This is a genomic window from Streptomyces sp. NPDC031418, assembly GCF_055581605.1.
The window spans coordinates 118845-142517 of record NZ_JBVIJC010000022.1; the positions used below are offsets into that span (position 1 = coordinate 118845).

The following is a 23673-nucleotide window of genomic DNA, read 5'->3' on the forward strand; positions in this document are numbered from 1 at the left end:
GACGCGCACAGAAGGCAGAGGAACCGGCGAAGCGTCCGAGGCGGCCATGACGTCCGCCTCGGACGCTGTGGATGCCTGTGGCCTCAGGGCGTAGGCGCGGCGACACCCTTGCAGGTCGTGTCCTTGGCCGGCAGCTTCCCGGTGAGCAGGTAGCTGTTGCCCTGGGCGTCCATGCAGGAGTTGCCGTCGAACAGGTACTGGCCGTGGTTGCCGCCGTCCGCCACGACGAGCCGCGAGCCGGTCATGACCTTGTGCATCTGCTGCGCACCGACCAGCGGCGTAGCCGCATCGTCAGCGGCCTGGAGCAGCAGCACCGGCGGGACGTTCGACGAGCCGATCTTCACCGGCTTGACGGGCGCCGTCTTCCAGTAGGCACACGGTGCGCTGTACCAGGTGTTCAGCCAGGCGAACAACGGTGCCTTTGCCGCCGACGCGACCGTGTCCTTGTGCCAGGTGTTCCAGTCCTGGGGCCAGGCGTCGTCCACGCAGTTGTACGCGAGCTGCGCCGCGTTCACGCCGCCGCCGGACGCCAGCTGGTCCGCGGCGGCGAGCAGAGCGCTCGTGTCACCCGCCTGGTACTTGGCGACCATGTCGGCAGCCGATCCCCACTCCACGTTGGTGTACATGGCGGAAGCCAGCAGGTCATCCAGCTCGGCGCTGCCGACCCGGCCCCCGGCGGGGTGCGCGTCCAGCTTCTCGCGGGCCGCCTCCCACGCGGCCGAGACCTTGGCCTCGGTGGCGCCCATGTGGTAGCTGCTGTCGTACTTGGCGACCCAGGTGAAGAACTGCTCCGCACGCTTCTGCAGCGCCGGGTTCTGCTGGAACTGCGTGGCGTACGTGGTGACTGTCGGGTCCACCACGCTGTCTAGGATCATGCGGCCGGTGCTCTGGGGGAACAGCGTCGCGTAGGTGGCGCCCAGCTTCGTACCGTACGAATAACCGAGGTAGTCCAGCTTGGTACGGCCGAGCCCGGCGCGGATGGCGTCCATGTCGCGGGCCGCGTTCTCGGTGGTGATGTACGGCAGCAGAGCACCGGACTTGCCTTGGCACTGCTGGGCGATCTTGCTCGCGACGTCGCGGCGCTTCAGCTCCTGCTGTGCGTTCGCCGGGGTGTACGGCGAGGCGGGGTGATTGATCAGGCCGGAGGTGTCCCCGCAGGAGACCGGGGTGCTCGCGCCGACCCCTCGGGTGTCGAAGCTGACGACGTTGTACTTCTCGGAGAGGTTCTGCGGGAGTGAGCTCCACACCGTCTTGGCCAGGGAGATTCCTGATTCACCGGGCCCGCCCGGGTTCACCACCAGGGTGCGCTCGGCGTTCACGGCACCCGCGATCGACAGCGTCAGCGTGATCTGGCGGCCGTCCGGCTTCGCGTAGTCCAACGGCACCTTGAGGGTGGAACAGTACGTGCCGCGCGGGGCGTCCGAACTCTTTGGGCAGGCACCCCACTTCAGGGCCGAGGCCCCTTGCGGGGCGGCATGCGCGGACTCGGGCAGGACCAGGGCGAGCGCCCCGAGCGCGGCGGCCACGGCGACGCCGCGGCGGGTGGGCTTGAGGATCACGAAGACGTCCTGTTCTGCGGTCAGTTGCGATCTGGTGCTGGTGAACAGGATGAGAAAAAAAGCGACGCGGTTGCCTCGAAAGAAAGCTTCACCGACGTCCGAGAAAGACCGGATTGGTGAACGCCGCAAGCGCCCCGGGAACCGGCCCCGCCGCCGTCTCATGGCGCAGTTCCGCCCGTACATACGCCGCGTGCGCCGGGGTCGTACGCCACTCGGCCACCCCCGAACCGGAAACCGGCAGCGGATCGCTGGTGAACAGCACCCCCTGGTCGGTGACGAAGCGGATCGTGCAGCGGGGCGCGCCCGCCACCTCCAGACGGACCGTCACCGGAGTGTCGGGGGAGACCTCCAACCGCTCGCCGAGCAGGCCCTTGTCGTTCCGGGCACCGAGGCCAGCGCGCTGATCGTGCCCGGCCTGGCCGCCCAGCTCGCCGCAGCCCACACCCAGCGCCGCCAGGCCGAGCAGGAGATCGCCGCCCTGCTGGAGACCCTCCCTCTTTTCCGCCTCCTGACGTCTCTCCCCGGCCTGGGCGTCAGGACCACAGCGGCCGTGATCGTCGCGATCGGTGACGGCACCGGCTTCCCCACCGCCGGACACCTCGCCTCCTACGCCGGACTCGCGCCCGCCACGAAGTCCTCGGGCACCTCCATCCGCGGCGAGCACGCACCCCACTGCGGCAACCGCCTCCTCAAACGCGCCCTGTTCCAGGCCGCGTTCGCCGCGATCGGCTGCAAGTCCGACCCGTCCTCCCGGATCTACTACGACCGGCAACGCGCACGCGGCAAGACCCACACCCAGGCGATCCTCCGCCTGGCCCGCCAGCGCGTGAACGTCATCCACGCGATGATCCGCACCGGGGCCCTCTACGAACCACGCACCCCGGGCGACGTCGACCTCGCCGCATAGCGACGACTCCACCGCCCCTACCCTCCGGGCCCCATCACGCCCGCGCACCGGCACGGCCACTCCGGCCCTGCCGGCCACCGGGCTGCCCATCAGCCACCCGATCCGCCGGGAACATCCCGCTTCGCGGGACGTTCCCGAAAACCAGGATCAACCCCTACAAGCCGACCCCACCAGGGTTGACGAAACAGATAGGGGCACCCCCCCCCGCAGCCCCTTCCGGGCGGCCCTCTCCTGTATCTCCAACGCTGCGGGCAACCGGGATCGTTCCCGTTCCGGATGTGACTCTTCCCCCGCTGAACAGGCCTTTTCCTAGCCGCTCCGCGCTCCGCATACTCCCCCGTCGGCGCAGTGGGCCCCGTCGGACGACGACGGGCGGAGAGGGGGGATCGTTGAGAACACAGGTAGCGAACCGCAGCCGCGAGAGGTCCTGGCTCGTGGCGCGCGGCATCCTGCCGGAGCCGGGCCCGAGGCGGACCCTGGCGGTCGCCAGCTTTGTGAACATGCTCGGCAGCAGCGTGTTCGCGCTGACGGCCGCCGTCTTCTTCACCCGTTCCGTGGGCCTGTCGGCGGCGCGGGTCGGTCTCGGCATGGGTGTCGGTGCCCTGGTCGGGCTGCTCTCCGGGATCCCGGTGGGGCGGATCGCCGACCGGCGCGGCCCGCGCGGGGTGTACCTGGTGACGCTCACGGCGCAGGCCGTGGCCATGTCGATGCTGGTCCTGGTCCGTTCGTTCTGGCTGTTCACGGTGGTGGTCTGCCTGACCGAGCTGGCCGGCTCGGCCAGCCGAGCGGCCCGTGCACCGCTGGTGCGCGCTCTCGCCGGTCCGCAACCGGCGCGGTTCCGGGCCTACCTGCGTGCCGCCGTCAACCTGGCCCACACCCTCGCTGCCCTGCCGGCCGCGCTCGTCGTGCAGCTGGACACGCACACGGCGTATCTCTGTCTCGTGCTGGGCAACGCCCTCAGTTTCCTGGCCACCGCCGCGATCGTCAGCCGGCTGCCCGGGCTGCCGGCCGTGCCGGTCCCGGCGGGCACGGCCGGCACGGGCCGCTGGACGGCGCTCAGGGACCACCGGTACCTGCTGATCACCATGCTCGACGGCATCATGTCCCTGCACGGCGCGGTGCTGCTCTTCGCGCTGCCGCTGTGGATCGTCGGTCACACGCACGCGCCGCGCTGGTTCGCCGGCACCGGTGTGCTGCTCAACACCGTCATGGTGATCTTCCTCCAGGTCAGGACCGGCGGCCGGGTCGACACCACGGACAGGGCCGCACGGGCCTGGCGGCAGGCGGGCCTCGCCTTCCTGGCCGGGATGTCCCTCATGGGTCTGGCCGCCGGCCTGCCCGGCTGGGCCGCGGTGCTGCTGATCCTGGCCGGGGTGGGCGTGCACACCCTCGGTGAACTGCGCCATGCCGCGGGTTCGTTCGAGCTGCGTTACACGCTCGCCCCGGCCCATGCGCAGGGCCAGTACTCGGGTGTGTTCAGCTTCGGCAGCGGACTGGCCGGCGTGGCAGCGCCGTCCGCGCTGGCCTGGCTCTGTCTCGGCGCGGGCGAGCCGGGCTGGATCGCCATGGGCGCCGTGTTCGTCTGTGCGGGGCTGCTGGCGCCGCCGGCGGTCCGCTGGGCGCAGCGGTCCCGGCCGGGGAATGTGCCGGATACGGCCGCGGGGTGGTCCCCTGGTTCAGGGCGAGGTCCGGATGTAGTGCCGTAGCACCGGTTCCAGGTAGTCGGTGCGGGGGCCGGGGAGGCGGGCGAGGTCGGCCGGGGAGCCGATCAGTTCGACGCGGTCGAACTCGGGGTCCGCGCCGCGTGCGGTCTCCTGGCTCACCAACCGAGCGTAGTCGGCGCGGAGTTCGTGCGCCGGGCGGGGCGGGGCCAGGAACAGTACGCCGACGCTGCCGCGGGCGCTCCGGGTGGTCAGCCAGGGGGTCAGGGCGTCGGCCGGGGTGTCTGATCCGGTCTCCTCGGCCAGTTCGCGGGCCGCGTGCAGGCGCAGGCTCGTGCCGTCCAGCCCGGCGTCGGCGGGCGGGGGTTCGAGGGTCCCGCCGGGCAGCTGCCAGCGGCCCGGTGTCGCCGTCGACGCGGACATGCGGCCCACCAGCACCCGCCCGTCCGGGCACGGCTGCACCACGGACACGAACAGCGAGCACAGCACGGGGGCGTCCGGCACTCCGCGCAGCGTCCGGCAGCGGTAGGTGGCCCGGGCCCAGGACAGGACCAGGCCGTCGGATCCGTCGCGGGCCAGTCCGGTCAGGGCGGCCACCGGGCCGTCGAACAGCGCGGGGTTGGCCCGGACCGCCTCCGCCCAGCGGCGGTCCATCAGTGAGCGGTGCTGCGGTGACAGCCCGGGCGGGGCCGTCTCCACCAGCCGGATGCGTCCGGCGGGCAGCAGTTCCACCGCGGGCAGGTCCTTCGAAGGGAGACCGGGAATGGGCAGGTCCTTCGAAGGGAGACCGTCAGCGGCCTGGTCGCGGGTCACCGCAGTGCCTCCAGTGGGTCGTCCAGCACCGGCTGCCAGGCCAGTTCCGCCGCGCCGACCAGGCTGTTGTGGTTCAGGGTGCACGGCAGAATCGGTACACCGCCGCTCTGCCCCCACAGGCTGCGGTCGGCGACGACCGCGCGCAGCCGGCCGGGGTCGGCGTCCAGCAGGGTGCGGTGCAGGCCGCCGAGGATGATCCGGTCGGGGTTGAGGATGTTGACCAGTCCGGCCAGGCCGAGGCCGAGGCGGTCGATCAGGGCCTCGGCCGCGGTGCGGACGGCGGGATCGTCGTACTGGGTGCGCAGCAGGTCGTCGGCCTGCTGGAGGAGCGAGACCTCGGGGCCCGGCTCCCGACCCGCCTCGACCAGCAGCGCCAGCGGGTCCGCCTCGACGTCCAGGCAGCCCCGGCTGCCGCAGTGACAGGGGCGGCCCTCCGGGTTGACGGTGAGGTGGCCGACCTCCAGGGCGAGGCCCGAACTCCCGGTGTGCAGACGGCCGTCCAGCACCAGCGCGCCGCCGACGCCCCGGTGGCCGGTGGCCACGCACAGCAGGTCCCGGGCGCCCCGGCCGGCGCCGTGCCGGTGCTCGGCGAGGGCGGCGAGGTTGACGTCGTTGCCGGCGAAGGCGGGCTGGGTGATCCCGGCCTCGCGGACGCACTCCGCGAAGATACGGCGCACCGGGGCGCCCACGGGCCAGGCCAGGTGCAGCGGGTTGAGGGCGAGGCCGTCGGGTTCGGCGACGGCGGACGGCACGGCGAGTCCGGCGCCCACGCACCGGCGGCCGGTGCTGCGCAGCAGTTCGGCGCCCGCCTCCACCACGGAGCCGAGCACCTTCGCCGGGTCGGCGTCGATGGTCTCGCAGCCGGGCGCGGTCGCCACGATGCGCCCGCCCAGGCCGACGAGTGCGGCCCGGAAGCCGTCGGCGTGGACCTGTGCGGCGAGGGCCACCGGGCCGTCCTCGGCGACCTCCAGCCGGTGCGAGGGGCGGCCCTGGGCGCCGGCCGGCGCGCCCGGCCGGGCGTCCACCCGGATCAGGCCCAGCGCCTCCAGTTCGGCGGCCACGGCTCCGGCCGTGGCGCGGGTGACGCCGAGTTCGGCGGTGAGCACGGCCCGGGTCGGGGCGCGTCCGGTGTGCACCAGCTCCAGCGCGGGTCCGAGCGCGCCGCGCCCCCGGTCCAGCCGCGCCCTCGAGGTGGTCCGCTCCCCCGCCGTCCGGGAATCCTTGCCGCTCATGAGGGCGAGTCTCCCATGATCCGCTCCGCTGGTGGCCCGCGCCGCCGGTTACCGGCCGCTCACCCGCAGGGTGATGTTCAGCCGTCCCGTCAGGCCCAGCCAGGGCGGTGCCGTGCCCGGATGCACGCGCGGCACGCCGTGATAGGCGAGCCGGGACGGTCCGCCGAAGACGAACAGGTCGCCGCTGCGCAGGTCCACATCGGTGTACGGCCGGGCGCGGGTTCCGGTGTTGCCGAAGCGGAACGTGCAGCTGTCGCCGAGGCTCAGTGAGACCACCGGCGCGTCCGCCAGCTCGTCGCTGTCGCGGTGCATCCCCATGCGGGCGGTGCCGTCGTAGAAGTTGATCAGTGCGATGTCGTAGGCGTGGTGGTCCTGCGGGCCGAGCGCGTCGGCGGCGGCGCGCCGGGCCAGTGCGCCGAGCCAGGCCGGGAAGGGCTTCACGGGCGCGCCGTCGCCGTCGACGGCCGTACGGGCGTAGGTGTACGGATACCAGTGCCAGCCCAGACAGACCTGCCGCGCGGTCATCGTGCCGCCGCCGGGGGTGCGCACCGTGCGCAGGCCTGCCGGGGGCTGCGCCCACGCCCGGCAGGCGGCGAGGAGTTCGCGCTGCCGGTCGGGGTCGAGCCAGTCCGGGACGTGCACGGCGCCCGGCGCGACCTGCGCGCGCTCCCTCGGAAACAGCTCCGCATCCATGCCCCCATCCTGCCCCCACCCTCGCTGAGCTGCGGCTCCGCTAGCCTGGAGGCACGATGAGCGAGCGTATGACGACACCGTGGGGCGAGGTCGAGCTGACCCGTTTCCCCGAGGATCCCCGCGACCGGCTGCGTGCCTGGGACGCCTCCGACGCGTACCTGCTGAGCCATCTGGCCGAGGAGGGGGTGCCGCTCACCGGGTCGGTCGTCGTGGTCGGCGATCGCTGGGGGGCGCTGGTGACCGCCCTGGCGGAGCACCGGCCGACGCAGATCACCGACTCCTTCCTGAGCCAGGAGGCGACCCGGGGCAACCTGGCGCGCGCCGGGGTGCAGCCCGGGGCGGTCCAGCTGCTCACCACCCAGGACCCGCCGCCGGAGCGGGTGGACGTGCTGCTGGTGCGGGTGCCGAAGAGCCTGGCGCTGCTGGAGGACCAGCTGCTGCGGCTGGCGCCCGGGGTGCACGCGGGCACGGTCGTGGTCGGCACCGGCATGGTGAAGGAGATCCACACCTCCACGCTTCAGCTGTTCGAGCGGATTCTCGGGCCGACCCGGACCTCGCTGGCCCGGCAGAAGGCCCGGCTGATCTTCTGCACCCCGGACCCGGCGCTGGAGCGGCCCGCGAACCCGTGGCCGTACAGCTACGCGCTGCCGGACGGCATCGGCGCGATCTCCGGCCGCACGGTCGTCAACCACGCCGGTGTGTTCTGCGCCGACCGGCTCGACATCGGCACCCGTTTCCTCCTGGGGCATCTGCCCGCCCCGGGCGCGGGGCGCGTGGTGGACCTGGGGTGCGGCAACGGTGTCGTCGGTACGGCGGTGGCGCTGGCCGATCCGTCGGCCGAGGTGCTGTTCGTGGACGAGTCGTTCCAGGCCGTCGCCTCGGCGGAGGCGACGTACAAGGCCAACGGGGTGCCCGGGCACGCGGAGTTCCGGGTCGGGGACGGGCTGGCCGGGGTGGCGCACGACAGTGTGGACCTGGTCCTGAACAATCCGCCGTTCCACTCCCATCAGGCGACGACCGACGCGACGGCGTGGCGGATGTTCACCGGGGCGAAGCGGGCGCTGCGGACGGGCGGCGAGCTGTGGGTGATCGGTAACCGGCACCTGGGGTACCACGTGAAGCTGAGGCGGTTGTTCGGCAACAGCGAGCTGGTGGCCAGCGACCCGAAGTTCGTGGTGCTGCGGGCGGTCAAGCGGGGCTGAGCACCTCACAGAGGCGCGCGCGGGCGTGTGGCCGGTCGGCATGCCCACCGCGCCCACACACCCCCAACAACCACCAGCCCATCACCCCCGCGTCGCCGTCGCGCCCAGCACGCCGATGATGCGGCGTACCTCGGTGGCCATCGCCTCGCGGCCCACGCTCAGGTAGGTGCGGGAGTCGACGGCTTCGGGGCGGGCGGCGAGGAAGGTGCGGATGGCGCGGGTCATGGCCGCGTTGAGGGCGGTGCCGACGTTGACCTTGGCGATGCCGCCCGCGACCGCCGCGACGAGTCCGTCGTCCGGCACGCCGGAGGAGCCGTGCAGCACGAGCGGGATGTGCAGGGCGGCGGAGAGCCGCTTGAGCAGGCCGTGGTCGAGGGCGGCGGTGCGGGTGGTCATCGCGTGCACGCTGCCGATGGCGACGGCGAGGGCGTCGACCCCGGTCCGGCGGACGAAGTCCCGCGCCTGGTCGGGGTCGGTGCGGGCGCCGGGGGCGTGGGCGTCCAGCGGGGGGCGGCCGTCCTTGCCGCCGATCTGCCCCAACTCGGCCTCGATGCACAGCCCTTGGGCGTGCGCCCAGTCGGCGGCGGCCCGGGTGGCGGCCAGGTTCTCGGCGTACGGCAGCCGGGCGGCGTCGTACATCACCGAGCTGAAGCCCGCGCCGGGCGCCTGGCGGAGCAGGTCGTCGCTCTGCACATGGTCGAGATGCAAGGCGACGGGCACGGCGGCGCGTTCGGCGGCGGCGACCGCGGCGCGGGCCAGCGGCAGCAGCCGTCCGTAGCGGAACTTGACGGCGTTCTCGCTGACCTGGAGGACGACGGGCGCACCGGCCGACTCGGCGCCGGCGATGACGGCCTCGACGTGTTCCAGGGTGATGACGTTGAACGCGGCGACGGCGGAGCGGGCCGCGGCGGCCCGGGCGACCAGCTCACCGGTTGACGCGAGAGGCACGAAGGTGTCCTTCCGGGCGCGGTGTCAGGAGGCGAGGATCACCGAGCGGGTGAGGTGGCGGGGCCGGTCCGGGTCGAGGCCGCGCGCGGCGGCGACGGCGACCGCAAGCCGCTGGGCGCGGACCAGTTCGGCGAGCGGGTCCAGGGTGCCCGCGGTCCACAGTCCGCCGGTGGCACGGACCTGTTCGGCGAGCCCGTCGGGTGCCTCGCCGAACATCCAGGTGGCGGTGGACTCGGTGGTGATGCTGATCGGGCCGTGCCGGTACTCCATCGCCGGGTAGGACTCGGTCCAGCACTGCGCGGCCTCGCGCATCTTCAGCGCGGCCTCGTGGGCGAGTCCGACCGTCCAGCCGCGCCCGAGGAAGGTGAACTGGGTGCGGTCGACGAGCTGTTCGGGCAGGGGTTCCCGGAGGGCCGTGCGTGCGTCGGTGACGGTGGACTCGCGGTGCAGGCCGAGGTGGGCGCGCAGCAGGGTGAGGGCGGTGGTGGCGAACCGGGTCTGGACGACGGAGCGTTCGTCGGCGAAGTCCAGGACGACGAGGTGTCCGGCGGCCGAGGAGACGGGGGTGTCCGGGTCGGCGGTGATCGCGGTGGTGGCCGTGCGGTCGCCCAACTCGCCCAGCAGCCGCAGCACTTCGGTGGTGGTGCCGGAGCGGGTGAGGGCGACGACCCGGTCGTACGACCGCCCGTGCGGGAACTCGGAGGCGGCGAACGCGTCGGTCTCGCCCTGCCCGGCGCCCTCGCGCAGCGCGGCCACCGCCTGCGCCATGAAGTACGAGGTCCCGCAGCCCACGACGGCGACCCGCTCGCCGGGGCGCGGGAGCGCCTCGCGGTGCCGTCCGGCCTCGGCCGCCGCCCGGGTCCAGCACTCGGGCTGGCTGTTCAGCTCGTCCTCGACATATGTCATGCCGACACCCTCCCTGCTGATTGTTCCTGCAAGATATAGCGAATTTTCGAGCACAATCAAGCATCTAGGCGCAGAGAGAGGTGCGCTAGGGTCACGGGAGGTCGAAAGAACGACCGGAGAACGGAGGGTGGGGATGTCCCGGGACGCCCGCTGGAAGGCGCTGCTGGAGCTGCTCGTCGAGCGCGGCCGGCTGGAGGTCGAGGAGGCGGCGGCCGAGCTGGCGGTGTCGGCGGCGACGATCCGCAGGGACTTCGACCAGCTCGCGGAACAGCAGATGCTGGTCCGCACCCGGGGCGGCGCGGTGGTGCACGGGGTGTCGTACGAACTGCCGTTGCGTTACAAGACGGCGCGGCGCGCCTCCGAGAAGCAGCGGATCGCCAAGGCGGTGGCCGGCCTTCTCGCGCCGGGCGAGGCAGTGGGGCTGACGGGCGGCACGACCACCACAGAGGTGGCCCGCGCGCTCGCCGTACGCGGGGATCTGGCCACCGGCTCACCGGCGCTGACGGTCGTCACCAACGCGCTGAACATCGCCAACGAGCTGGCCGTGCGCCCCCAGTTCAAGATCGTGGTGACCGGCGGGGTGGCGCGTCCGCAGTCGTACGAACTCATCGGCCCGCTCGCGGACGGGGTGCTCGGGCAGATCACGCTCGATGTGGCCGTGCTCGGTGTCGTCGCCTTCGACGCGGGGCACGGCGCGGCGGCCCACGACGAGGCGGAGGCGGCGATCAACCGCCTGCTGTGCGAGCGCGCGGAGCGGGTCGTGGTCGCCGCGGACTCCAGCAAGCTGGGCCGGCGGGCGTTTGCCCGGATCTGCGGCACCGAACTGGTGAACACCCTGGTGACGGACACGGCGGTGGACGAGCGCATGGTGCGGCGCTTCGAGGAGGCGGGCGTCGGCGTCCTCGCCGTGTGAACCGCCGGGCCCCCGCCGGCCCGGACCTCACCTGCCGCTGTGGTCGGCGCTGACGAACCCCGCCCCGCGTTGGTCGTTGCACCCCACCGGTGGCCGGTCGGCCGGGTCGGGCCAGGACTGCTGGGCCTGGAGCGCCACGCTCACCAGGGTGAGCAGCAGGTCGACGTCGCTCGCGGCGTCGAGGCGCAGGGTCACCCACTGGGAGCCCGGCACGATCCGGATCGCGCCCGAGCCCCGGAGGTCCTTGGCGAACCGCCGGATGCACCGGGCGGTCAGCCGCAGATCGACATCACGGTCCGAGTGGAAGTGGGCGATCTCGCCCTGCGCCGAGCTGACGGCCTGTCCCAGCCCGCAGCTCGGTACCGCCTGATTCAGATCCGGCCAGGTCGCCAGTTGCGCGAATGCGCGCGAGGCCAACGTCATGGGGCCATCATGGCGCGCTCACCCGCCCGCAACCAGCTCGTGCGCAAGCATTAACCGTCCTGTATTCGCGCGGGGACTGTGGGCGACGGGCCCTAAGCGGCCGCGCAGCGGGCCATGTTGACCGCACATTCCGGCCAGTGGCCCCAAGTCGCCGCAGGTCAAGGCGGCCTCGGGGGTCCATGGACGCCCGGGGCCGGACGCCGGGGCAACCGGTGCGCCGTACACCGGCGAAGGCGGAGGCAGTCGCCGGACCGGGTGACGGCGAGAACCCGCCCGCCTCCGGGGCAGCCCCGGGTGACGGCGAGAACCCGCCCATCGCCGGTGCAACCCCCATGCCGGGTCGCAGCCCTGCCGCGGCACCCCTCAGGAAGTCGGGGCGGAGCCGGGAGAGTTCGGCGAGCCCCTGCCGGCACACCGGGCGACTCCTGCACCCGGCATCTCCCGTCGTCGCCGTACAGCTTCGCGACCGTTCCCGCGGGCGCCACCGCGCCCTTGCGGCACCTCCCGTGCCCACCCTACGCTGAGTTTGTGCCGCAAATAAACAAAACCCGAACGCACAGCGTCGTGCCGGGTCCCGGCAGCTCCCTGCGCCGCCTGCGCACGGCGCTCACCGCCTTCTTCGCCGTCGACGGCTTCCTCTTCGCCGGCTGGGTCGTCCGCATCCCCGACATCAAGCACCAGACGCACGCCTCCGCCGGTGCGCTCGGGCTCGCGCTGCTCGGCGTCTCCGCGGGGGCCGTGCTGACCATGACCCTGACCGGGCGCCTGTGCCGCCGCTACGGCAGCCATCCGGTCACCGTGGTCTGTGCCGTGCTGCTGTCCCTCAGCATCTCCCTGCCCCCGCTCACCCACTCCGCGCCCGCCCTCGGCGCCGTACTACTGCTGTTCGGCGGCGCGTACGGCGGGATCAACGTCGCCTTCAACAGCGCCGCCGTCGATCTGGTGGCCGCCCTGCGCCGGCCGGTCATGCCCAGCTTCCACGCCGCCTTCAGCCTGGGCGGAATGCTGGGCGCGGGGCTCGGCGGACTGGTCGCCGGCACCCTCTCCCCCACCCGCCATCTGCTCGGCCTGGCGGTGATCGGACTGCTCGTCACCGCCGCGGCCGGGCGCGCCCTGCTGCGGCTGGAGCCGCCCGCGCCCCCGCCGGGGACGCGTCCGGCGGCGCCGGACCCGGGGCGGGCACCCCGGCCCGGCGGATCCCGGCAGCTGGTCTTCGTGTTCGGGCTGGTCGCGCTGTGCACCGCCTACGGCGAGGGTGCCATGGCCGACTGGGGCGCCCTCCATCTCCAGCAGGACCTGGCGGCCTCCGCGGGCACGGCCGCCGTCGGGTACGCGTGCTTCGCGCTCGCCATGACCCTGGGCCGGCTGACCGGGACGACGCTGCTGGCCCGGCTCGGCCGGGCCCGGACCGTGATCGCCGGCGGCACGGTCGCGGCGGCGGGCATGCTGCTCGGCTCGCTCGCCCCCTCCGTGTGGGCCGCGCTGGCCGGCTTCGCCGTCACCGGGCTCGGGCTCGCCAATCTCTTCCCGGTCGCCGTGGAGCGGGCCGGTGCCCTGACCGGGCCGTCCGGGGTGGCCGTCGCCTCCACGCTGGGCTACGGCGGCATGCTGCTCGGGCCGCCCGCGATCGGTTTCATGGCCGAGTGGTTCTCGCTCTCCGCCGCGCTCACGAGCGTGGCCGTGCTCGCCGCGGTCGCCGCCGCCGTCGGGGTGTCGACGCGGCGGGCGCTGGGCCACTGACGCGGCTGCGGCGGCGGTGCGCCGGGCTGTCCGTCAGGTCCGGCCGGCGCCGGAAAATCGCGGTCTTCGAGTGCCCTCCATCCGGCACACTCGCCCCATGGATACTGCCGACTTCCTGAAGACACTGGACCGCGAGGGCCGGCTGCTCGCGGCGGCCGCCGCCGTATCGGGCACCGAGGCCAAGGTGCCGACCTGCCCCGAGTGGCAGGTGCGGGACCTGCTGCGGCACACGGGTGCGGTGCACCGGTGGGCCGCGTCGTTCATCACCGACGGACATCGCGAGCGGCAGCCCTTCGGTGAGCAGCCGGACCTGGACGGGGCCGAGCTGGTCGACTGGTACCGGGACAGTCACCGGCTGCTGGTCGACACCCTCGCGGCCGCCCCCGCCGACGTGGAGTGCTTCACCTTCCTGCCCAACAGCCCCTCCCCGCTCGCCTTCTGGACCCGGCGCCAGGCGCACGAGACGGCCGTCCACCGGTACGACGCCGAGATGGCGCGCGACGGTGTGGCGTCCCCGATCGCCGTGGACTTCGCGGCCGACGGCATCGACGAGTTGCTGCGCGGCTTCCACGCCCGGGAGCGGAGCCGGGTGCGCACCGAGCAGCCGCGGGTGCTGCGGGTGCGTGCGACGGACGCGGGACCGGATGCCGTGTGGACCGTACGGCTGTCGGACCAGCCGCCGGTGGCCGAGCGGGCGGAGTCGGGCCCGGCCGAGGCCGAACTGTCGGGCCCCGCCGACCAGTTGTACCTGGCGCTGTGGAACCGGCTGCCGGTGCCGCAGGTGACCGGCGACCGGTCGCTGGCCGAGCTGTGGCGGGAGACGTCCGCGATCTGACGCCCCGCCGGAGGATCCGGCGCCCGGTCAGTCCGCGTCGGACAGCATCCGGGCCAGTACCGCGCGCTGCACCGGCCGTACCTCGCCGTGCAGCGCGCGCCCTTTCGCGGTGAGGGCGACCCGGACGCCCCGCCGGTCCTCCGCGCACATGCCCCGCTCGACCAGGCCGTCCTTCTCCAGCCGGCCGATGAGCCGGGACAGCGCGCTCTGACTGAGATGGACGCGCTCGGAGATCTCCTGCACCCGGTAGGCGCAGCCGCCGTCCGCCGCCGCACCCTCGGCCAGCAGGTCGAGCACCTCGAAGTCGCTGGCGCACAGACCGTGCTGGTGCAGCGCCCGGTCCACCTCGCACTGGGTGCGGGCATGCAGGGACAGAAGGTCCCGCCACTGCTCCACAAGCGCCTGCTCAGGCTTCTTAGCCGCCATGAGCGCACCGTAGCAGAAAAACGATTTTGTTGCATCGGCATTAAATGCATTTGCATTCGATGCACGTGCATGTAGTGTCCCGGCCATGACCTCTCCGCTCACCCCCACCCCGTCCGACGGGCGCTGGACGCCTCGGCTCTGGGGCACCCTGCTGGTGCTGTGCGCCGCGATGTTCCTGGACGCGCTGGATGTGTCGATGGTCGGTGTCGCCCTGCCGTCCATCGGTTCCGACCTGCATCTGTCCACTTCGACGTTGCAGTGGATCGTCAGCGGCTACATCCTGGGCTACGGCGGTCTGCTGCTGCTCGGCGGCCGTACCGCCGATCTGCTGGGCCGGCGCCAGGTGTTCCTCGTCGCGCTCGGCGTCTTCGCGCTCGCCTCGCTGCTCGGCGGGGTCGTGGACTCCGGTCCGCTGCTGATCGCCAGCCGCTTCATCAAGGGTCTGAGCGCGGCCTTCACGGCACCGGCGGGCCTGTCGATCATCACCACGACGTTCCCCGAGGGCCCGCTGCGCAACCGCGCCCTGTCGATCTACACCACCTGCGCGGCCACCGGCTTCTCGATGGGCCTGGTCCTCTCCGGCCTGCTCACCGAGGCCAGCTGGCGCTTCACCATGCTGCTGCCGGCGCCGGTCGCACTGATCGCCCTCGCCGCGGGGCTGCGGCTGCTGCCGCGCAGCGCCCGCGAGGAGCGGCACGCCGGCTACGACATCCCGGGCGCCGTCCTCGGCACCGCGTCGATGCTGCTCCTGGTCTTCACCGTCGTGCAGGCTCCGGACACCGGCTGGACCGCGCCCCGCACCCTGCTGTCCTTCCTGGCCGTGGTGGTGCTGCTGACCGCGTTCGTGCGGGTGGAACGGCGCTCGCCGAGCCCGCTGATCCGGCTGGGCGTGCTGCGCTCGGGCAGCCAGCTGCGGGCCCAGCTGGGCGCGGTCGCCTTCTTCGGGTCGTACGTCGGCTTCCAGTTCCTGACCACCCTCTACATGCAGTCCCTGCTCGGCTGGTCGGCGCTCCACACGGCGCTCGCCTTCCTGCCGGCGGGCGCGCTGGTGGCGGTGTCCTCCACCAAGGTCGGCGCGATCGTCGACCGGTTCGGCACCCCGCGGCTGATCGCGGCCGGCTTCGCGTTCATGGTCCTCGGGTACGCGCTGTTCCTCCGCGTCGACCTGCACCCGGTGTACGCGGCGGCCGTGCTGCCCTCCATGCTGCTGATCGGCGCGGCCTGCGCGCTGGTCTTCCCCTCGCTCAACATCCAGGCCACCAACGGCGTCGAGGACCATGAGCAGGGCATGGTCTCCGGACTGCTCAACACCTCCGTACAGGTGGGCGGCGCGATCTTCCTGGCGGTGGTGACGGCCGTGGTGACCGCGCACGCCCCGGCGCACCCCACCCCGCAGGCCGTCCTCGACAGCTACCGTCCCGGCTTCGCCGTGGTCGCCTGCGTCGCCCTGGCCGGGCTGCTGCTCACCCTCACCGGGATGCGCAGCCGTCGTACCCAGCCCTCCCTCGTGGTCGCCCGGTCCGCCGCGGCACAGACGGAGGCGGAGCGGGTGGCGGTGCACGACTGAGCCGTCCCCGACGACAGCCCGACAGCGCGCCCGGCGGCGGCAGTTGCCCGCCCGGGCGCGCCCGCGTATCGGCGGCGGGCGCTGGGGCACACTGGGGTCATGGACACCTACGGGGGACGCCGCACCGCGGCCGAGCGGGACGCGGCGACGGTCGAGATCGGGTACGCGCTGGCCAGCGCCGCGTTCGCGGCGTTCGTGGTGCTGGGGGCCGTGGCCGGGCCGGTGCTGCTGTTCGACCTGCCGAAGCCGATGGCCCTGGTGCTGCCGCGGCTCGGGCTGTTTCTGGCGCTGGCCGTGTTCGTGGTGCGGGTGGTGAGTGTGCTGTGGCGCTTCCGCCGGGCGGCTCAGCCCGGCCGGCCGGGGCGCACCAACCCGGACTCGTAGGCGAGGACGGCGAGTTGGGCGCGGTCCTCCCGCTCCCGCTCACGGGTACTCGCCAAGGAGTACGGCGACGATCGGCCGCCGGGCCAGCGCGGCACCACGCGTCAGCGCAGCCCCACGCCGTGGGCGAGCCCCGCCGCCGCGTGACGGAAGAAGGCGGCCCGGTCCTCGACCACGTTGTGGAACTGGCCGAACAGCTCGAAGCTCACCAGCCCGAACAGCTGGGCCCAGGCCGCCACCAGCGCCGCGGCGGCCTCCGGCGGCAGGTCCGGGACGAGGTCCGCCGCCATGCGCTCGGCCTCGGGGCGCAGCCCGTCGGACAGGCTCAGCTCGGCGAGGCCGGAACTCCGGTGGGCGTCCCGCACGATGCCGATGAGGACCAGGCCGACCCGGGAGGCGGCCGGGACGGTGGTCTCGGGGGCGGCATAGCCGGGCACGGGCGAGCCGTAGATCAGCGCGTACTCGTGCGGATGGGCCAGTGCCCAGCCGCGCACCGCCTCGCACACCGCGGTCCAGCGGGCCACCGCGGGGGCGTCGCTCGCGGCGCCCAGAGCCTTCTCCGCCGCCTCGCCGAGGGAGTCGTAGGCGTCGATGATCAGGGCGGTCAGCAGATCGTCGCGGCTGGGGAAGTAGCGGTACAGGGCCGACGAGACCATGCCCAGCTCGCGGGCCACGGCACGCAGTGACAGCTTCGCCGCCCCCTGTGCGGCGAGCTGTCTGCGGGCCTCTTCCTTGATGGCCGCGGTGACTTCCGACCTGACCCGTGCGCGGGCGCCCTGTGCGGTGCTCATGCCAGCAGTGTGCCACGAACGAGAGCGGTGCACACAAAAGAGAGCAGTGCTCTTGCTTCGGAGCACCGATCTGCTCCAGACTGAGGGCAAGCGAGAGCACCGCTCTCCCGGACCGTGGGGGTCACCATGTCGTCGTCTTCGCCGTACTACCTCAAGGGCAGCCCGATGACCGTCCGCCTGAACAGCGTGATCGGCTGGCTGGCCCGGCACGGGCTCAGCCTCGCCGGCTCCGCGGAACTGTCCGTGCGGGGCCGGACGAGCGGCCGGATGCAGCGCATCCCGGTCAACCCGCACACGTACGAGGGCGGGCAGTATCTGGTTTCGGCGCGCGGGCACTCGCAGTGGGTTCGGAACATGCGGGCCGCCGGGGGCGGGGAGCTGCGCGTCGGCCGCGGGGTGCGCGCGTTCACCGCGGTGGAGCTGCCCGACGCGGAGAAGGTGCCGGTGCTGCGGACCTACCTGGAGCGGTGGGGCTGGCAGGTCAAGGACTACTTCAACGGGGTGACGGCCGCGTCCTCCGATGCGGAGCTGCTCGCGGCCGCCCCCGATCACCCGGTGTTCCGCATCACCGTCACCCGGTGAGGCGTCCGCCGGCCCGGCCGGCGGACGCCCCCTCGGGACTCCGGCGCGGCAGGGATGTGCCCCCGGCCCGCCGGCCCGCTCCTCAGGAGGCGGACGCGTCCTCCGCCTCCGCCTCCACCGGAGCCGACGGACCCCGGTCCAGCGCGGTCAGGGCGCGCTGGGCGATCGGGCGGGTGCGGACGATCTCGCCGAGCGAGGTCGAGCCCTGGGTGATGTCGCGGAAGGCCCGCCAGGCCGGGCGGAAGCCGGTGAGGGCCGCGTGGAAGAGGCCGGGGCGCCGCTCGAACAGGGCCAGCATCCGCTTGCCGACACTCATCTCGACGCCGAGCCCGGCCTTGATCGCGAACGCGTAGTTCAGGGCCTGGCGGCGGGTGTCGACGCCGTCGTGCGCCTCGGCGATGCGGACCGCCCACTCCCCCGCCAGCCGGCCCGAGCGCAGCGCGAAGGAGATGCCCTCGCGGGTCCACGGCTCCAGCAGTCCCGCCGCGTCGCCGCAGACCAGGACCCGGCCGCGGGAGAGCGGGGAGTCGTCGGCACGGCAGCGGGTGAGGTGCCCCGAGGAGATGGCGGACTCGAAGCCGGCCAGCCCCAGCCGGGCGATGAAGTCCTCCAAGTACCGCTTGGTGGCCGCGCCTTCGCCGCGCGCGGAGATCACTCCCACGGTGAGCGTGTCGCCCTTGGGGAACACCCAGCCGTAACTGCCCGGCAGCGGGCCCCAGTCGATGAGCACCCGCCCCTTCCAGTCCTCGGCGACCGGCTCGGGGACCGGGATCTCCGCCTCCAGGCCGAGGTCGACCTGGTCGAGCTTGACCCCGACATGGGCCCCTATCCGGCTGGCGCTGCCGTCGGCACCGACGACCGCGCGGGCCAGCACCGTCTCCCCGCCCTGGAGGACCACGGCGACCGTGCGCCGGTCCGGCACCGCCGAGCCGTGCTGCTCGACCCGCTGCACGGTGGCGCCCGTACGCAGCTCGGCGCCCGCCTTCTGGGCGTGCTCGACCAGCTGCTGGTCGAACTCGGGCCGGTTGATCAGCCCGAACAGCATCTGCTTGGAGCGGCGGGTGCGGGTGAAGCGGCCGTTGTTCGAGAAGGTGACCGCGTGCACCCGGTCCCGGAACGGCAGCTCGAAGCCGGGCGGCAGCGCGTCGCGCGAGGGGCCGATGATGCCGCCGCCGCAGGTCTTGTAGCGGGGCAACTCGGCCTTCTCCAGCAACAGGACGCGGCGCCCCGCGACCGCCGCCGCGTAGGCCGCCGAGGCCCCCGCGGGTCCCGCGCCCACCACGACGACGTCCCAGACCTGCTGCACGTCGTCCGCCGAAGAGTTCTCGCCGCTCACGATGGTCTACTGCTCCGATCAAGCCGCTGCCGAAGTGTCCCCCGCATCCTACGGCGGCCGTCGTCGCAGGCCACTGTGGGAGGATCGGGTTACTCACCAGGTAAACGTCGCACCCACGAGGAGCGTGCCCATGTCGTCGAATCCGGTCGCCGAGACCGTCGCCTCGCTGCTGCCCCGGGCCAAAGCGGAGCTGGGCGAGCTGGTCGCTTTCAAGTCGGTGGCGGACTTCACGCTGTTCCCGAGGAGCGAGAGCGAGGCCGCCGCCAACTGGATCGCGGACGCGCTGCGCGCCGAGGGCTGCACCGACGTGGCCCTGCTCGACACGCCCGACGGCACCCAGTCGGTGTACGGCTATCTGCCGGGACCCGAGGGCGCAAAAACGGTTCTTCTGTATGCCCACTACGACGTGCAGCCGCCGCTGGACGAGAGCGGCTGGACCACTCCGCCGTTCGAGCTGACCGAGCGGGACGGCCGCTGGTACGGCCGTGGCACCGCCGACTGCAAGGGCGGCTTCATCATGCACCTGCTCGCGCTGCGCGCCCTGAAGGCGAACGGCGGAGTCCCGGTGAACGTGAAGCTGATCGTCGAGGGCTCGGAGGAGCAGGGCACGGGCGGCCTGGAGCGGTACGCCGAGCAGCACCCGGAGCTGCTGGCGGCCGACTCGATCGTGATCGGCGACGCGGGCAACTTCCGCGTCGGTCTGCCGACGGTCACCACCACTCTGCGCGGCATGACCCTGGTCCGGGTCCGGATCGACACCCTCGCGGGCAACCTGCACTCGGGCCAGTTCGGCGGTGCCGCGCCGGACGCGCTGGCCGCGCTGATCCGGGTCCTGGACTCGCTGCGCGCCGAGGACGGCTCCACCACGGTCGACGGGCTCGGGGCGGCGGAGACCTGGGAGGGCCTGGAGTACACCGAGGAGCAGTTCCGCGCGGACGCGAAGGTGCTGGACGGCGTGGAGCTGATCGGTGACGGCTCGGTCGCCGACCGCATCTGGGCCCGCCCCGCGGTCACCGTCCTCGGCATCGACTGCCCGCCGGTCGTCGGCGCCACCCCGTCCGTGCAGGCCAGCGCCCGCGCGCTGATCAGCCTGCGGGTGCCGCCGGGCGTGGACGCGGCGCAGGCGAGCAAGCTGCTCCAGGCCCACCTCGAGACGCACACCCCGTGGGGTGCCCGGGTCACCACCGAGCAGATCGGCGAGGGCCAGGCCTTCCGCGCCGACCCCTCCAGCCCGGCCTACCAGGCGATGGCCGACGCGATGGCGGTCGCCTACCCGGGCGAGACCCTCCAGTACGCCGGTCAGGGCGGCTCCATCCCGCTGTGCAGCACCCTCTCCGGGCTCTACCCGGAGGCGGAGATCCTGCTCATCGGCCTGAACGAGCCGGAGGCACAGATCCACGCGGTCAACGAGAGCGTGTCCCCGGAGGAGCTGGAGCGGCTGTCGGTCGCGGAGGCCCTGTTCCTGCGCAACTACGCGGCGGGCTGAGGCGATTGCCGCCGGCCGGCACGGTGGTGACGGGCGGTGAGCTGAGGCGGTCTGCCGTCGGCAGGGTGGTGACCGCGCGGTGGGCTGAAGCCACCTGCTGACGGCATCCTGGCGACCGCGCGGTGCCAGCGGCGTGGGCTGATGCCTTCGGCCGACGGGGGTACGACGACAGCGGGGTGAGCCGACGCCATCTGGTGACGGCATTCCGGCGACCACGCCAGGCGCTCATGCCAACTGCCGACGGCTGCCCGGCGACAGCAGCATGGGCTCGCGCCCTCCACCTGCGGGCTGTCCGGCGACACTGGCGTCAGCCGAGGCCGGTCGGGGACAGCGGCGCGGGCTGACCCCATGTTCCGACGGCTCCCCGGCGACCCCGCCACACGCTGACGCCATGTGCCGACAGCTGCCCGGGGAGCACGACCCCCGCTGGCACCCTCCGCCGCTGGGTTCCCAAGCACTGGCGCCATCTGCCGACGGCATTCCCGCCAGCCCCCTCCACGCGCTGACGTCTTCTGCCCACGGCAGAGCGCTCTCGTGCTCCGGTGGGGGCGCTGCCTACGGTCGGTGCATGGACGTCATCGCGCTGTTGCCGCACCTGCACCTGTTCCGCTTCCCAGTCGGTCAGGCCTATCTCTGGTCCGACGGCGGGGAGTCGACGCTGATCGACGCGGGGCCGGTCGGGTCCGGGCGGGTCATCGCCGAAGCGCTCACGGCGCTGGGGCGCGCCCCCGGGGACGTACGGCGGATCGTGCTGACCCATTTTCATGAGGATCACGCGGGCGGGGCGGGCGAGTTCGCCGCGCTGAGCGGTGCCGAGGTGCTGGCGCATCCCCTGGACGCTCCGTTCGTCCGGGGTGAACTCGCGGGCCCGCCACCGAGGTTGGTGGAGTGGGAGCGGCCGCTGCACGCCGCGGCGCTCGCCGCCCTGCCCGAGGATCGGCCGGTGCCCCCGCGCGCGGTCACCGGTGTCCCCGACGGCGCGGTGCTGGATTTCGGCGGGGGTGCGCGGGTCGTCCATGTGCCGGGGCACACCGACGGCAGCATCGCCCTGTTCCTTCCTGATCAGGGCGTGCTGTTCACCGGGGACACGGTGGCGGCGTCGCCGGTGGACGGCACGGTGATCCCGGGGGTGTTCAACCTCGACCGTCCTCGCCTGCTCGATTCGCTGGGGCGGCTGGCCGGGCTGGACGCGGACGTGGCGTGCTTCGGGCACGGGGACCCGGTCGTGGGGGACGCCGCCGCCGCGCTGCGCGGGGCGGCCGCCGGCTGAATCCCGGTCAGCGGGCCTCAGCCGACCGGTACGCCGGCCTCCAGATAGAGCGCGGTGCCGCGCTCGCGGGCGCGCAGGGCCCAGCGCAGCCGTTCGTACCGCACCGGCGGCAGCATCTCGGCGGCCTCCTGCTCGCTGGCGAAGCGCCAGCCGCGCAGCTCCGGCCCCGGCAACAGCACCCGGGACGCCGCATCGGCCGCCAGCCGGCCGCCGTCGAAGAGCAGCCGCAGCCCGCCGAAGCCGGGTGGCGCGGGCCGCTCCCAGTCCACGACGAGGAGCCGGGGCACCTCGGCGAGCCGTATCCCGGTCTCCTCGGCCACCTCGCGCATCCCGGCGCGGGCCGGGGCCTCGCCCGGTTCCACCACTCCGCCGGGGAACTCCCAGCCGGGCTTGTAGGTGGGGTCGACCAGCAGCACCCGGTCCTGTTCGTCGAAGAGCAGCACCCCCGCGGCGAGCGTCTCCGCGGTCGGCTCGGGCGTCTGCACGATGTCGCAGGCGGGTACGGCGCCGCTGCCCACGGCGTCGGCGATGCGCACGGCGGTCTCGTACGGCGTGAGCTCGCTGGTGTCGAGGAGGTGGGCGTCGGCGGTCAGCCAGGAGGCGAGGGCGGCGCGGTAGGGCTCGAGGTGGTCGTAGGCCCACTGGCGGGTCCGCAGCTCGCCGTCGGGCAGGTCCGGCGGGACGTCCCGGGTGGCTATCCGCTCGCGCAGGATCGTTTCCGCCGGGGCGAGGAGCAGATGGTGCACGGGGATCCTGCGGGCGGCCAGGCCGCCGAAGATCTCGTCGCGGTACTCCTGGCGCAGCAGGGTCATGGGGACCACGAGGGTGCCGCCCAGCTCGGCGAGCATCGCGGCCGCCGTGTCCACCACGAGCCGGCGCCAGATCGGCAGGTCCTGGAAGTCGCCGGCCTCGGCGAGATGCTTCGGCGGCAGCAGGTGGGGCAGCGCCGCCCCGACGACCTCGGGGTCGAAGAGCGTGCTGTGCGGGACCAGCTCGATCAGTTCCCGTGCGGTCGCGGTCTTCCCCGCACCGAACGCGCCGTTGATCCAGACGACGGTCACGGACTCCCCCTCCTGTGTCGGCCCCCTGTGGCTTGCCCGCAACACCCTGCCACGGAAACCCCCTCCCGGTGAGGGCGCCCGCACAGGAGTGCCGGTGCCCCCGGCGGCGGGGACACCGGCACACACGCCGTACGGCCGTGGGGTCGCCCCTAGTTCTGCCCGAGGGCGTGGTCGTCGACGGAGAAGCTGTCCTGGCTGACGAGGTGGCCGGCGGAGTCGAGGGTGTCCGGAAGGTTGAGGCCGCCGAGGGGGCCAGGTTCCGCGGCGGGGGCGGCCGCGTGGGACGGGGTGACGGCGGCCACGACGAATCCGGTGGCGAGGGTCGCGAGGGCGAGCATGCTGCGCTTCTTCATGCGCTGATCAACTGCCGGGACGGCCAGGGGTCACGCGGCAATCCAACGGCGGCCGAACCTGGGCGGGGCCGCGTCCGCCGCCCACCGGGGCCGCCCGCACCCGGTGCGCCGAAAACGGCTGGCCGGGGTGCTCGGCACGCCGGTATCGTCCGGCATCTCGTCCCGCCCGCTCCGATGCGGGCGTCTCGCCCCCGTACTTCAGGAAGCGCACCATGACCGGCCCACGCCCCACCACGACCCTCTGACGCCCCACCGGCCCCAAGGAGCTGGAGCTGGTGCGCGCGACGCAGTGGCGTGCCTGGCCGCCCCGGCTGCCCGAGCAGCCGATCTTCTACCCCGTCCTCAACGAGGACTACGCGATCCGCATCGCCCGGGACTGGAACGTCAGGCACGACGGCGCGGGGTTCGTGACCCGCTTCGAGGTGGACTCCGAGTTTCTGGGCCGGTACCCGGTGCAGCGGGCCGGAGGTGAGACGATCCTCGAACTGTGGGTTCCCGCCGAGGAGTTGGACGAGTTCAACCGCCATATCGTGGGCCGGATCGAGGTCGTCCACGAGTTCCGGTGAGCCGGAGCGCAACGGATCGGGA

Annotated in this window: 24 protein-coding genes and 1 pseudogene; 12 read left to right on the forward strand and 13 right to left on the reverse strand. The window is 73.3% G+C overall.

Annotation, left to right across the window (positions count from 1 at the left end):
• Positions 1–83: 83 nt before the first annotated feature.
• Positions 84–1559, reverse strand: coding sequence for an alpha/beta hydrolase (locus ACZ5CZ_RS29575; RefSeq protein ID WP_468947344.1), 1476 nt, complete (start codon positions 1557–1559; stop codon positions 84–86).
• 88 nt (positions 1560–1647) lie between these two features.
• Positions 1648–1923 (reverse strand): annotated as a pseudogene (locus tag ACZ5CZ_RS29580) (CehA/McbA family metallohydrolase); the annotation flags it as partial.
• 42 nt (positions 1924–1965) lie between these two features.
• Between ACZ5CZ_RS29580 and ACZ5CZ_RS29585 the strand changes: the two are divergent.
• Together ACZ5CZ_RS29585 and ACZ5CZ_RS29590 are read left to right on the forward strand one after the other, a co-directional pair.
• The gene (locus ACZ5CZ_RS29585) at positions 1966–2466 is read left to right on the forward strand and encodes a transposase (RefSeq protein ID WP_385842411.1); all 501 of its coding nucleotides are present in this window, start codon (positions 1966–1968) and stop codon (positions 2464–2466) included.
• 389 nt (positions 2467–2855) lie between these two features.
• Complete coding sequence (locus ACZ5CZ_RS29590) at positions 2856–4172, forward strand: MFS transporter (RefSeq protein ID WP_468947345.1); 1317 nt, start codon at positions 2856–2858, stop codon at positions 4170–4172.
• Here ACZ5CZ_RS29590 and ACZ5CZ_RS29595 read toward each other — a convergent pair.
• Genes ACZ5CZ_RS29595 through ACZ5CZ_RS29605 form a run of 3 tightly spaced genes read right to left on the reverse strand, consistent with a single transcriptional unit; the run spans position 4143 to position 6865 of the window.
• A complete protein-coding gene (locus tag ACZ5CZ_RS29595; protein WP_468947347.1) occupies positions 4143–4940 on the reverse strand; it encodes an NUDIX hydrolase in 798 nt (265 codons plus the stop codon). The two genes, ACZ5CZ_RS29590 and ACZ5CZ_RS29595, sit on opposite strands and share 30 nt — an antisense overlap.
• Positions 4937–6172: an ROK family protein gene (locus tag ACZ5CZ_RS29600; RefSeq protein ID WP_385842408.1), complete on the reverse strand. Its 1236-nt coding sequence runs from the start codon at positions 6170–6172 to the stop codon at positions 4937–4939. The genes ACZ5CZ_RS29595 and ACZ5CZ_RS29600 overlap by 4 nt, the downstream gene beginning before the upstream one ends.
• Positions 6173–6220: 48 nt before the next feature.
• The gene (locus ACZ5CZ_RS29605) at positions 6221–6865 is read right to left on the reverse strand and encodes an alpha-ketoglutarate-dependent dioxygenase AlkB family protein (RefSeq protein ID WP_385842407.1); all 645 of its coding nucleotides are present in this window, start codon (positions 6863–6865) and stop codon (positions 6221–6223) included.
• 68 nt (positions 6866–6933) lie between these two features.
• On the opposite strand from ACZ5CZ_RS29605, the gene ACZ5CZ_RS29610 reads away from it, so the two are divergent.
• On the forward strand, positions 6934–8067 hold the full coding sequence (locus tag ACZ5CZ_RS29610) for a methyltransferase (RefSeq protein ID WP_385842479.1): 1134 nt from the start codon (positions 6934–6936) through the stop codon (positions 8065–8067).
• Positions 8068–8148: 81 nt separating this feature from the next.
• Here ACZ5CZ_RS29610 and ACZ5CZ_RS29615 read toward each other — a convergent pair whose 3' ends face one another.
• Entirely contained in the window at positions 8149–9015 is an 867-nt protein-coding gene (locus ACZ5CZ_RS29615; RefSeq protein WP_468947349.1) for a class II fructose-bisphosphate aldolase, read from the reverse strand.
• Positions 9016–9039: 24 nt separating this feature from the next.
• Entirely contained in the window at positions 9040–9921 is an 882-nt protein-coding gene (locus tag ACZ5CZ_RS29620) for an SIS domain-containing protein (RefSeq protein WP_468947351.1), read from the reverse strand.
• Positions 9922–10054: 133 nt separating this feature from the next.
• Between ACZ5CZ_RS29620 and ACZ5CZ_RS29625 the strand changes: the two genes are divergently transcribed.
• Positions 10055–10834: a DeoR/GlpR family DNA-binding transcription regulator gene (locus tag ACZ5CZ_RS29625; RefSeq protein WP_385842404.1), complete on the forward strand. Its 780-nt coding sequence runs from the start codon at positions 10055–10057 to the stop codon at positions 10832–10834.
• A 27-nt stretch (positions 10835–10861) separates the two neighbouring features.
• On the opposite strand, the gene ACZ5CZ_RS29630 is transcribed toward ACZ5CZ_RS29625, so the two are convergent.
• Entirely contained in the window at positions 10862–11257 is a 396-nt protein-coding gene (locus tag ACZ5CZ_RS29630; protein ID WP_385842403.1) for a luciferase domain-containing protein, read from the reverse strand.
• Between the two features lie 564 nt (positions 11258–11821).
• On the opposite strand from ACZ5CZ_RS29630, the gene ACZ5CZ_RS29635 reads away from it, so the two are divergent.
• Both ACZ5CZ_RS29635 and ACZ5CZ_RS29640 read left to right on the forward strand, forming a co-directional pair.
• Complete coding sequence (locus ACZ5CZ_RS29635) at positions 11822–12997, forward strand: MFS transporter (protein WP_468947353.1); 1176 nt, start codon at positions 11822–11824, stop codon at positions 12995–12997.
• Positions 12998–13094: 97 nt separating this feature from the next.
• Complete coding sequence (locus tag ACZ5CZ_RS29640; RefSeq protein ID WP_468947354.1) at positions 13095–13832, forward strand: maleylpyruvate isomerase family mycothiol-dependent enzyme; 738 nt, start codon at positions 13095–13097, stop codon at positions 13830–13832.
• A gap of 27 nt (positions 13833–13859) precedes the next feature.
• Here the strand turns inward: ACZ5CZ_RS29640 and ACZ5CZ_RS29645 are convergent, their stop codons facing one another.
• The gene (locus tag ACZ5CZ_RS29645) at positions 13860–14258 is read right to left on the reverse strand and encodes a MarR family winged helix-turn-helix transcriptional regulator (protein WP_387056518.1); all 399 of its coding nucleotides are present in this window, start codon (positions 14256–14258) and stop codon (positions 13860–13862) included.
• Positions 14259–14343: 85 nt separating this feature from the next.
• On the opposite strand from ACZ5CZ_RS29645, the gene ACZ5CZ_RS29650 reads away from it, so the two are divergent.
• Both ACZ5CZ_RS29650 and ACZ5CZ_RS29655 read left to right on the forward strand, forming a co-directional pair.
• Positions 14344–15825, forward strand: coding sequence for an MFS transporter (locus ACZ5CZ_RS29650; RefSeq protein ID WP_468947357.1), 1482 nt, complete (start codon positions 14344–14346; stop codon positions 15823–15825).
• Positions 15826–15924: 99 nt separating this feature from the next.
• Positions 15925–16209 carry a DUF6332 family protein gene (locus tag ACZ5CZ_RS29655; protein WP_385842399.1) on the forward strand — a complete coding sequence of 95 codons (285 nt, stop codon included), beginning with the start codon at positions 15925–15927 and terminating at the stop codon, positions 16207–16209.
• Positions 16210–16310: 101 nt separating this feature from the next.
• Here ACZ5CZ_RS29655 and ACZ5CZ_RS29660 read toward each other — a convergent pair whose 3' ends face one another.
• Positions 16311–16997, reverse strand: coding sequence for a TetR/AcrR family transcriptional regulator (locus tag ACZ5CZ_RS29660; RefSeq protein WP_468947359.1), 687 nt, complete (start codon positions 16995–16997; stop codon positions 16311–16313).
• Between the two features lie 126 nt (positions 16998–17123).
• Between ACZ5CZ_RS29660 and ACZ5CZ_RS29665 the strand changes: the two genes are divergently transcribed.
• A complete protein-coding gene (locus ACZ5CZ_RS29665; protein WP_385842397.1) occupies positions 17124–17579 on the forward strand; it encodes a nitroreductase/quinone reductase family protein in 456 nt (151 codons plus the stop codon).
• Between the two features lie 82 nt (positions 17580–17661).
• Here ACZ5CZ_RS29665 and ACZ5CZ_RS29670 read toward each other — a convergent pair whose 3' ends face one another.
• The gene (locus ACZ5CZ_RS29670; RefSeq protein ID WP_468947361.1) at positions 17662–18915 is read right to left on the reverse strand and encodes a geranylgeranyl reductase family protein; all 1254 of its coding nucleotides are present in this window, start codon (positions 18913–18915) and stop codon (positions 17662–17664) included.
• A gap of 130 nt (positions 18916–19045) precedes the next feature.
• Here ACZ5CZ_RS29670 and ACZ5CZ_RS29675 point away from each other — a divergent pair, with 130 nt between their 5' ends.
• Together ACZ5CZ_RS29675 and ACZ5CZ_RS29680 are read left to right on the forward strand one after the other, a co-directional pair.
• Positions 19046–20401 (forward strand): M20/M25/M40 family metallo-hydrolase, encoded by a 1356-nt coding sequence (locus ACZ5CZ_RS29675; protein WP_468947362.1) that lies wholly within the window; start codon positions 19046–19048, stop codon positions 20399–20401.
• Positions 20402–20969: 568 nt separating this feature from the next.
• A complete protein-coding gene (locus ACZ5CZ_RS29680; protein ID WP_468947363.1) occupies positions 20970–21671 on the forward strand; it encodes an MBL fold metallo-hydrolase in 702 nt (233 codons plus the stop codon).
• A gap of 17 nt (positions 21672–21688) precedes the next feature.
• On the opposite strand, the gene ACZ5CZ_RS29685 is transcribed toward ACZ5CZ_RS29680, so the two are convergent.
• Positions 21689–22732 carry an NUDIX hydrolase gene (locus ACZ5CZ_RS29685; protein ID WP_385842393.1) on the reverse strand — a complete coding sequence of 348 codons (1044 nt, stop codon included), beginning with the start codon at positions 22730–22732 and terminating at the stop codon, positions 21689–21691.
• Between the two features lie 149 nt (positions 22733–22881).
• Positions 22882–23085, reverse strand: coding sequence for a hypothetical protein (locus ACZ5CZ_RS29690; protein WP_385842392.1), 204 nt, complete (start codon positions 23083–23085; stop codon positions 22882–22884).
• Between the two features lie 266 nt (positions 23086–23351).
• On the opposite strand from ACZ5CZ_RS29690, the gene ACZ5CZ_RS29695 reads away from it, so the two are divergent.
• A complete protein-coding gene (locus ACZ5CZ_RS29695; RefSeq protein WP_468947376.1) occupies positions 23352–23651 on the forward strand; it encodes a hypothetical protein in 300 nt (99 codons plus the stop codon).
• Positions 23652–23673 lie beyond the last annotated feature (22 nt).

Bases quoted from the DNA above. Each gene is read 5' to 3' on its own strand.
- ACZ5CZ_RS29625 (WP_385842404.1), top strand. From the start codon at position 10,055: ATGTCCCGGGACGCCCGCTGGAAGGCGCTGCTGGAGCTGCTCGTCGAG.
- ACZ5CZ_RS29610 (WP_385842479.1), top strand. From the start codon at position 6,934: ATGACGACACCGTGGGGCGAGGTCGAGCTGACCCGTTTCCCCGAGGAT.
- ACZ5CZ_RS29600 (WP_385842408.1), bottom strand. From the start codon at position 6,172: ATGAGCGGCAAGGATTCCCGGACGGCGGGGGAGCGGACCACCTCGAGG.
- ACZ5CZ_RS29650 (WP_468947357.1), top strand. From the start codon at position 14,344: ATGACCTCTCCGCTCACCCCCACCCCGTCCGACGGGCGCTGGACGCCT.
- ACZ5CZ_RS29620 (WP_468947351.1), bottom strand. From the start codon at position 9,921: ATGACATATGTCGAGGACGAGCTGAACAGCCAGCCCGAGTGCTGGACC.
- ACZ5CZ_RS29665 (WP_385842397.1), top strand. From the start codon at position 17,124: ATGTCGTCGTCTTCGCCGTACTACCTCAAGGGCAGCCCGATGACCGTC.
- ACZ5CZ_RS29675 (WP_468947362.1), top strand. From the start codon at position 19,046: ATGTCGTCGAATCCGGTCGCCGAGACCGTCGCCTCGCTGCTGCCCCGG.
- ACZ5CZ_RS29690 (WP_385842392.1), bottom strand. From the start codon at position 23,085: ATGAAGAAGCGCAGCATGCTCGCCCTCGCGACCCTCGCCACCGGATTC.
- ACZ5CZ_RS29660 (WP_468947359.1), bottom strand. From the start codon at position 16,997: ATGAGCACCGCACAGGGCGCCCGCGCACGGGTCAGGTCGGAAGTCACC.
- ACZ5CZ_RS29605 (WP_385842407.1), bottom strand. From the start codon at position 6,865: ATGGATGCGGAGCTGTTTCCGAGGGAGCGCGCGCAGGTCGCGCCGGGC.
- ACZ5CZ_RS29655 (WP_385842399.1), top strand. From the start codon at position 15,925: ATGGACACCTACGGGGGACGCCGCACCGCGGCCGAGCGGGACGCGGCG.
- ACZ5CZ_RS29640 (WP_468947354.1), top strand. From the start codon at position 13,095: ATGGATACTGCCGACTTCCTGAAGACACTGGACCGCGAGGGCCGGCTG.
- ACZ5CZ_RS29645 (WP_387056518.1), bottom strand. From the start codon at position 14,258: ATGGCGGCTAAGAAGCCTGAGCAGGCGCTTGTGGAGCAGTGGCGGGAC.
- ACZ5CZ_RS29680 (WP_468947363.1), top strand. From the start codon at position 20,970: ATGGACGTCATCGCGCTGTTGCCGCACCTGCACCTGTTCCGCTTCCCA.
- ACZ5CZ_RS29630 (WP_385842403.1), bottom strand. From the start codon at position 11,257: ATGACGTTGGCCTCGCGCGCATTCGCGCAACTGGCGACCTGGCCGGAT.